Origin of the sequence: Vibrio sp. 10N.261.46.E11, assembly GCF_041472735.1 — a bacterium.
Lineage (GTDB): Bacteria > Pseudomonadota > Gammaproteobacteria > Enterobacterales > Vibrionaceae > Vibrio.
Window position 1 is genome coordinate 1 of sequence record NZ_JBFRQW010000043.1, and the last position, 8,351, is coordinate 8,351.

General features: G+C 44.2%; 7 protein-coding genes and 1 pseudogene. 7 read left to right on the plus strand and 1 reads right to left on the minus strand.

Translation table 11 applies throughout. From position 1 onward, the window contains the following. Positions 1-689 (minus strand): annotated as a pseudogene (locus AB4407_RS14420) (hypothetical protein); the annotation flags it as partial. Between the two features lie 284 nt (positions 690-973). On the opposite strand from AB4407_RS14420, the gene AB4407_RS14425 reads away from it, so the two are divergent. From AB4407_RS14425 to deoD, 7 genes are all read left to right on the plus strand, one after another. After that, the gene (locus AB4407_RS14425) at positions 974-1,129 is read left to right on the plus strand and encodes a DUF5363 family protein (RefSeq protein ID WP_372121054.1); all 156 of its coding nucleotides are present in this window, start codon (positions 974-976) and stop codon (positions 1,127-1,129) included. Beyond that, positions 1,110-1,922, plus strand: coding sequence for a TatD family hydrolase (locus tag AB4407_RS14430; protein WP_372121055.1), 813 nt, complete (start codon positions 1,110-1,112; stop codon positions 1,920-1,922). The genes AB4407_RS14425 and AB4407_RS14430 overlap by 20 nt, the downstream gene beginning before the upstream one ends. Before the next feature lie 204 nt (positions 1,923-2,126). Further along, positions 2,127-3,389 carry a NupC/NupG family nucleoside CNT transporter gene (locus AB4407_RS14435; protein WP_372121056.1) on the plus strand — a complete coding sequence of 421 codons (1,263 nt, stop codon included), beginning with the start codon at positions 2,127-2,129 and terminating at the stop codon, positions 3,387-3,389. Positions 3,390-3,942: 553 nt separating this feature from the next. Continuing rightward, positions 3,943-4,719, plus strand: a complete 777-nt coding sequence (gene deoC, locus AB4407_RS14440) for a deoxyribose-phosphate aldolase (protein ID WP_017056688.1) — start codon at positions 3,943-3,945, stop codon at positions 4,717-4,719. Positions 4,720-4,827: 108 nt separating this feature from the next. Next, entirely contained in the window at positions 4,828-6,156 is a 1,329-nt protein-coding gene (gene deoA / locus AB4407_RS14445; RefSeq protein ID WP_372121057.1) for a thymidine phosphorylase, read from the plus strand. Positions 6,157-6,239: 83 nt separating this feature from the next. Next, positions 6,240-7,460 carry a phosphopentomutase gene (locus tag AB4407_RS14450; protein WP_372121058.1) on the plus strand — a complete coding sequence of 407 codons (1,221 nt, stop codon included), beginning with the start codon at positions 6,240-6,242 and terminating at the stop codon, positions 7,458-7,460. Positions 7,461-7,524: 64 nt separating this feature from the next. Further along, positions 7,525-8,244, plus strand: coding sequence for a purine-nucleoside phosphorylase (gene deoD, locus AB4407_RS14455; protein WP_372121059.1), 720 nt, complete (start codon positions 7,525-7,527; stop codon positions 8,242-8,244). Positions 8,245-8,351: the final 107 nt, after the last annotated feature.

Genomic DNA, 8,351 nt, shown 5'->3' on the forward strand with positions numbered 1-8,351 from the left:
CCACCAAACTCAGGAGCATTGCCAATTGGCTTATCGATAATCGGACGAATGAGGTCTTTTGAAATTCGAATAGGCTCACCACCAATAGCTCGGTAGTACCAATCGCCATCGGAGTTATACATAGAGCCAACAGGGACACCATTCTTAGTTACATTGACCACCGAATCACTTACTCGGTCGAATTCGATACCATTGTAACCAGGCTTTGTTGGCTCTTCTAATTCAGGTCTATCACCACCAAACTCAGGAGCATTGCCAATTGGTTTATCAACAATCGGGCGCTCACGTTCAATTGGATTAGATATAGAAGGAGAGATAGGCAGTCCGTTATCAGGTGTTGTCTCAACTGGCAAGGTTGGTATTTGATGTTCTTTGGTACCATCAGAGCTTGAGCTGCTACTTAACAGACCTGCAACCAATGCCGCTGAAGCCGCACCAACTGCAGCCCAAGTACCGTTAGATTGTTTCTCGTACGTTACGTCATCGACTTTAGCCGTCGTGCCTGGAGTGGCATTGGCATATTGTTCGTTTAATTTATACTGAACAGAAGCATCAACAGCTTTCATTTGTCCATCAATAAGCTGAAGTGTTTGTTGGTTGGCTAGCTCAACGTCAACTTGGGAAGGTGCAGCAAAAGTGGGTGCAGCTAACACGCTAGAAATTGTAAGGGCTAAGAGTGATGCTTTCATAATGTAGGATCTCATCGTTTAATTAGGCGTCTTGCTATCAGTGCCTCCTTGGCAATTGCGTCTATTATTTGTTCTGGTGAGATTTTCAACAAGATAGCTAGCTAGGCTTTATGTATAAATGGTATTTATACATTTATCTTTTTTTGTTGATTGTTGAACTTAATTGTTATTTGTATGTGTAGTTTTGTTGTTTTACCTTATGTGTGGCTTTGTGTTGCTATACGTGGTGTTGGGGCAGGCGCTTTTTTAATACGTGTTATTGAGTTCGGAAGCGTGAGGTTAATATGTTCGGTTGGATAAAAGCTTGGATTAAGAAATACGATAAGTGGTGCGAAGAGCTTGGCTTAACGCCTGAAAATAAGCGCAGCTGCGTGGCTTATCGCCGTGATCCTCAAGGACAACAAACAGAGAGTAGGGAAGATGACACCAGAATTAAGTGAATTTCCGCTGTTTGACACCCATTGCCATGCGGACTTTGACATTTTTGAGCAAGGTTTTTCACTTGATAAAGGTATTGAAGGTTACGTTAAAGAAGCGAAACAGGCGCAAGTCGAGAAGTTAATCATCCCTTCTATTGGCCAAAGTAACTGGAGGAAGCTTGATGAAATCGCTCAATCTTACCCTAATGTTTATTACGCATTAGGCTTTCATCCTTATTTTTTAGAGCAAGCCAATGACGAGCAATTTTCGGAACTTCGCCAATTACTCTCATCAAAAACCAGTCAATGTGTTGCGATAGGAGAGTGTGGTCTCGACTTTTTTGTCGATGTTGCACGGGAGAAACAAGAGCGTTTTTTCATCCAACAAATGGAACTCGCGAAGGCATTTGAACTGCCGTTAATCATTCATGAAAGGAAGTCTTACAATCGACTTATTGAGTTAATAAAGCAGCACAAATTCACTTTGGGGGGCGTGATTCACGGCTTTTCGGGAAGTGATCAGCAGGCTTTGGCGTGGATCAAGCTCGGTTTCTATATTGGCGTCGGTGGAACGATAACTTATCCAAGAGCACAAAAAACACGCACCACTATCTCAAAACTGCCTCTTGAGTGCCTGGTATTAGAAACGGATGCCCCGGATATGCCCATGCATGGAAAACAAGGAAATGTTAATCATTCCAAGTATTTAGTTACGATCTTAAATGAACTGTATTTGCTTCGAAAAGAGTCAAAGCAATCGGTTGCAATGCAGGTGTGGCGAAATAGCCATCGCGCATTCGGTATATGTGAATAAAATCGAAGGTTTTTGTTTATCGTTTGCGTAAATTGCATATAGCTTGTGATTTAGCTCACATTTGCGTGTGAATGGTACATGAATCTTATACTAAAGTGTGAGGACGGCATTACTTTATTAGTGGTCGCATGAGTATAATTGCCTCCGCTTTATAGCCCCATTTTGTCACACGCCAATAAATAACTAATAAGGAAGTCATAAACTATGAGCCTGTTTATGAGCCTAGTCGGTATGGTCGTACTGATTGCAATCGCAGTACTACTATCTGACAACCGCAAAGCTATTAACATAAGAACAGTGGGTGGCGCTTTCGCTATCCAATTCGCACTTGGTGCATTCGTACTTTACATCCCTTGGGGTCGTGATCTACTTGCAGGTTTCTCTGCTGGTGTAGCAAACGTGATCGACTACGGTAAAGACGGTACTGGTTTCCTATTCGGCAGCCTAGTTAACTTCTCAGTTGACGGTATCGGTTTCATCTTTGCTTTCCAAGTACTACCAACTCTGATTTTCTTCTCTGCACTTATCTCTGTACTTTACTACATTGGTGTAATGCAAATTGTAATCAAAGTTCTAGGTGGTGGTCTTCAGAAAGCTCTAGGTACTTCTCGCGCCGAGTCTATGTCTGCAGCTGCAAACATCTTCGTTGGTCAAACGGAAGCACCTCTAGTTGTTCGTCCTTTTGTTCCTAAAATGACTAACTCTGAACTATTCGCAGTAATGTGTGGTGGTTTGGCTTCTGTAGCTGGTGGTGTACTAGCAGGTTACGCATCTATGGGTGTACCTCTAGAGTACCTAGTTGCAGCGTCATTCATGGCTGCACCTGGTGGTCTACTATTCGCTAAAATCATCAAGCCTGAAACTGATGAAGTTGACGAGAACCTAGGTTCAGACATCGACGGTGGCGACGACAAGCCTGCTAACGTTATCGATGCAGCTGCTGGCGGTGCGTCAGTTGGTCTACAACTAGCACTTAACGTTGGTGCAATGCTACTAGCATTCATCGGTCTAATCGCTCTTATCAACGGTATCCTAGGTGGTATCGGTGGTTGGTTCGGTATGGAAAACCTAACTCTAGAACTTCTTCTAGGTTGGATCTTCGCACCGTTAGCATTCATCATTGGTGTTCCATGGGAAGAAGCAACTATTGCTGGTTCTTTCATTGGTCAGAAGACAGTTGTTAACGAATTCGTTGCATACCTAAACTTCGTACCATACATCGGTGAAAACGCTCAAATCGTTGAAGCGACTGGTCAAGTAATGTCTGTTAAGACTCAAGCAATTATCTCGTTCGCTCTATGTGGTTTCGCAAACCTTTCTTCAATTGCGATTCTTCTAGGTGGTCTAGGTGGTATTGCTCCAAACCGTCGTCACGACATCGCACGTATGGGTGTTAAAGCGGTTGTAGCTGGTACTCTATCTAACCTGATGGCAGCAACAATTGCTGGCTTCTTCTTATCTTTCTAATCAGTTAGAAATCGATATATAGACGCCATAATAATATCGCCCCGTAGCAAGAAATTGCTGCGGGGCTTTTTTGTTTTTGGGCCTAGTGATTTTGAGCATTAGCATGAGTGAATGCTTGGAGTCGAAAATGGGTCTAGAATGTTTTTTTGAGATACAAACCGTTTGCGTTCTAAGGAGCACTACAATTTATTGATGGATACCTATAATGTATTAGCTAAAGGGATAGGATGTCTCTGCTGGCAAGAAAGTAACATTGAGATTAGCTCGAACGTTATCCTTCTGGGATTAAGCCAAACTTAGCAATACGCTATATTAGCAATACACTATATTAGCAATACACTATAGATGTTAGACACAACATGACTGATTTGTTGTGCCATAGACCAAACTGGTACTGTGCGGTGACAAGGATTGCAATTGGTAGCGAAAGTTATCAAGTCTTCAGGGAACCAAGTCCGTTCATTTGTGACTACTGAGCATTACTAAAATATCCATCTATACTGGATGGATGGTGAAGTAGTTAACTATTTGAATATATTGATCGGAGATAGAAATGAGCGATTTAAAAGCAGCAGCTCTACGTGCACTTAAACTTATGGACCTAACGACGCTAAATGATGACGACACGACTGAAAAAGTAGTGGCACTTTGTCATGACGCGAAGACTGCAGTTGGCAACACCGCTGCAATCTGTATTTACCCTCGCTTCATCCCAGCAGCTAAAAAGGCGTTGCGTGAGCAAGGTACTCCAGAAGTACGCATCGCGACTGTAACTAACTTCCCTCATGGTAATGACGACATCGAAATTGCTGTTGCTGAAACAAAAGCAGCGGTAGCGTACGGCGCAGACGAAGTTGACGTAGTATTCCCATACCGTGCTCTTATTGCTGGCAACGAAGAAGTGGGTTTTGAGCTAGTTAAACAGTGTAAAGCAGCTTGTGGTGACATCACGCTTAAAGTGATCATCGAAACAGGTGAACTGAAAGAAGAAGCACTGATTAAGAAAGCTTCTCAAATCTGTATCGAAGCAGGTGCAGACTTCATCAAAACTTCAACAGGTAAAGTGCCTGTAAACGCGACTCCAGAGTTCGCGCGCATGATGCTTGAAGTTATTCGTGACATGGGCGTAGCTAAAACAGTGGGTTTCAAACCAGCAGGTGGCGTACGTACTGCTGAAGATGCAGCACTATACCTAGCAATGGCTGATGAACTACTAGGCGCTGAGTGGGCAGACAACATGCACTACCGTTTTGGTGCTTCAAGCCTACTAACTAACCTTCTTAATACATTAGAAGTGACAGACGAGACTGCTGATCCAGCAGCATACTAATTTCCCAATCGGGTATAACAATAAAGTCTGTTTGATGGAGTGGTGTTAAGTCACTCCATATTACCTCTTTCCCTACAAACCATACTCACTAGAGTTTGGGAGGCACTAATGTATCTACCTCAAGAAATTATTCGCAGAAAACGTGATGGTGAAGTCCTAACGACTGAAGAAATTAACTTCTTCATTCAAGGTGTCGCTAAAAACACGGTTTCTGAAGGCCAAATTGCAGCATTCGCAATGGCTATCTTCTTTAATGAAATGACAATGCCAGAGCGTATCGCATTAACATGTGCAATGCGTGATTCAGGCATGGTGATTGACTGGAGCCACATGAACTTTGATGGCCCAATCGTTGATAAACACTCTACTGGTGGTGTTGGTGACGTAACTTCTCTGATGCTTGGCCCTATGGTGGCAGCATGTGGCGGTTTCGTTCCAATGATCTCTGGTCGTGGTTTAGGCCACACTGGCGGTACGCTAGATAAGCTTGAATCTATCCCTGGTTACAACATTACACCAACCAACGATGTGTTCGGTGAAGTAACTAAAGATGCTGGCGTAGCGATCATCGGTCAAACAGGCGATCTAGCACCGGCTGATAAGCGTGTTTACGCGACTCGTGATATCACAGCAACCGTAGATAACATTTCGCTGATCACGGCTTCAATCCTGTCTAAGAAACTGGCTGCTGGCCTTGATTCTCTAGTGATGGATGTAAAAGTAGGTTCAGGCGCATTCATGCCGACTTACGAAGCGTCTGAAGAGCTAGCGAAATCGATCGTTGCAGTAGCAAACGGTGCAGGTACGAAGACAACAGCAATCCTAACCGACATGAACCAAGTTCTAGCTTCTTCAGCGGGTAACGCAGTAGAAGTACGTGAAGCGGTTCAATTCTTAACGGGTGAATACCGTAACCCACGTTTGCTAGAAATTACGATGGCATCGTGTGCTGAAATGCTGGTGTTGGGTAACCTTGCAAAAGATTCAGACGAAGCGCGCGAAAAACTGATGGCAGTACTGGATAACGGTAAAGCAGCAGAGTGCTTCGGTAAAATGGTAGCGGGCCTTGGTGGTCCAGCAGACTTCGTAGCGAACTACGATAACTACCTAGAAAAAGCAGAAATTGTTAAACCAGTGTACGCGCTAGAAAGCGGTGTGGTATCAGCAATGGATACTCGTGCAATTGGTATGGCTGTAGTTGGTATGGGCGGTGGTCGCCGCGTAGCAACTGACAGCATTGATTACGCAGTCGGTTTTGATCACTTCATTCGTCTTGGCGAAGTGGCAAGTGAAGATAAACCATTAGCAATGATTCATGCTCGCAACGAACAACAGTGGCAAGAAGCTGCAACAGCATTACAAAATGCAATCACTGTGGGCGGAGAATATACAGCAACGCCAGACGTTTACCGTCAGATTCGTTCTGAAGACGTGTAAATAACAGGTATCGGCATACCTAATACCTAGTGTATGCCGATAAACAGAGTTCTGGTGCAAAGAGCAATAAGTTGGTGAAGAAAATGAAAAGAGCATTTATTTTAGTTTTAGATTCATTCGGTATCGGTGAAACAGCGGATGCAGACAAATTCGGTGATGTAGGTTCAGACACTATGGGTCACATCGCAGATCATTGTGACAAAGGTCTTGCAGATAACGCAGATCGTCAAGGTCCTCTGACGCTACCAAACCTGTCTAAGCTAGGTTTAGCAATGGCTCACAAAGAGTCTACAGGCCGTTTTGCTCCTGGTATGGATGCAGACGCTGAGATCATTGGCGCGTACGGTCACGCTGCTGAGCTGTCTTCTGGTAAAGACACGCCATCAGGTCACTGGGAAATCGCAGGTGTACCGGTACTGTTTGACTGGGGCTACTTCACCGACAAAGAGAACAGCTTTCCAAAAGAACTGACTGACCGCATCCTTGAGCGTGCAGGTCTATCTGGCTTCTTAGGTAACTGTCACTCATCGGGTACAGAAATCCTAGATAACCTAGGTGAAGAGCACATGAAGACAGGCTTGCCAATCTTCTACACTTCTGCAGACTCTGTTTTCCAAATCGCATGTCATGAAGAGACATTCGGTCTACAGAACTTATTAGACCTTTGTCAGATTGCTCGCGAAGAGCTAGAAGACTACAACATCGGCCGTGTTATTGCGCGCCCGTTCATTGGTCCAGGTAAAGGTCAGTTCGAACGTACTGGTAACCGTCGTGACCTTTCTGTTGAGCCACCAGCGGCGACAGTTCTTCAGAAATTGGTTGATGAGAAGGGTGGTAATGTTCACTCAATTGGTAAGATCTCTGATATCTATGCGGGTTGTGGCATCACTCAGAAAACCAAAGCAACAGGTATCCCTGCGTTATTTGAAGCGACTAAAGAAGCGATCAATGAAGCTGGCGATAACACTATCGTGTTCACTAACTTCGTTGATTTCGACTCAGCTTACGGCCACCGCCGTGATGTTGCTGGTTATGCTGCAGCACTTGAGTATTTCGATGGCCGTATCAATGAAATCATCGACATGATGAAAGAAGATGATGTACTTATTCTAACTGCTGATCACGGTTGTGATCCTACATGGCCAGGTACTGATCATACTCGTGAGCATATCCCTGTGATTGTTTACGGTAACAAGGTTCCTGCAGGCTCTCTAGGCCGTCGTGATACCTTCGCTGATATTGGTCAAAGCTTAGCGTCTTACTTTGGCACATCGCCAATGGGACACGGTACAAGCTTTCTATAATAGTTAACGAAGAGAGAGGGAAACCTCTCTCTTCTTTTTTGTTTTGAGATTAAGGATATTTTCAATGGCTACTCCACATATTAATGCTGAAATGGGTGATTTTGCTGACGTAGTTCTAATGCCCGGCGATCCGCTACGTGCAAAATACATCGCTGAAACCTTCCTAGAAGAAGTGGTTCAAGTGTGCGACGTTCGTAACATGTTTGGTTACACCGGTACTTACAAAGGTCGTAAGGTTTCGGTAATGGGACATGGTATGGGTATTCCATCTTGTTCTATTTACGCGACTGAGCTGATCAAAGATTTTGGTGTTAAAAAGATCATTCGTGTTGGTAGTTGTGGTGCAGTGAGCGAAGATATCAAAGTGCGCGATGTGGTTATTGGCATGGGCGCATGTACTGACTCAAAAGTGAACCGTATTCGCTTTAAAGGTCACGACTTCGCAGCTATCGCAGACTACAAAATGGTACGTGCGGCAGAAGATGCAGCAAAAGCACGTGGTGTTGATGTAAAAGTTGGCAACCTGTTCTCGGCTGAATTGTTCTACACGCCAGATCCTGAAATGTTCGAAGTCATGGACAAGTACGGTATCGTCGGCGTAGAGATGGAAGCGGCGGGTATCTATGGTGTGTGTGCTGAATACGGCGCAAAAGCTCTGACTATTTGTACTGTGTCTGATCACATCAAAACCGGTGAGCAAACCACATCTGATGAACGTCAAACGACTTTCAACGACATGATGGTTATCGCACTAGACTCTGTGCTTCTTGGTGACAAAGAGTAATTGCTGCTCACAGTAGCTTAATAAGTTAACAGATAACAAAAAGCCCCGTTGCTGCCTGAGCTTCGGGGCTTTTTATTGGATTTGTTAAACTAATACCAATCGTAGTA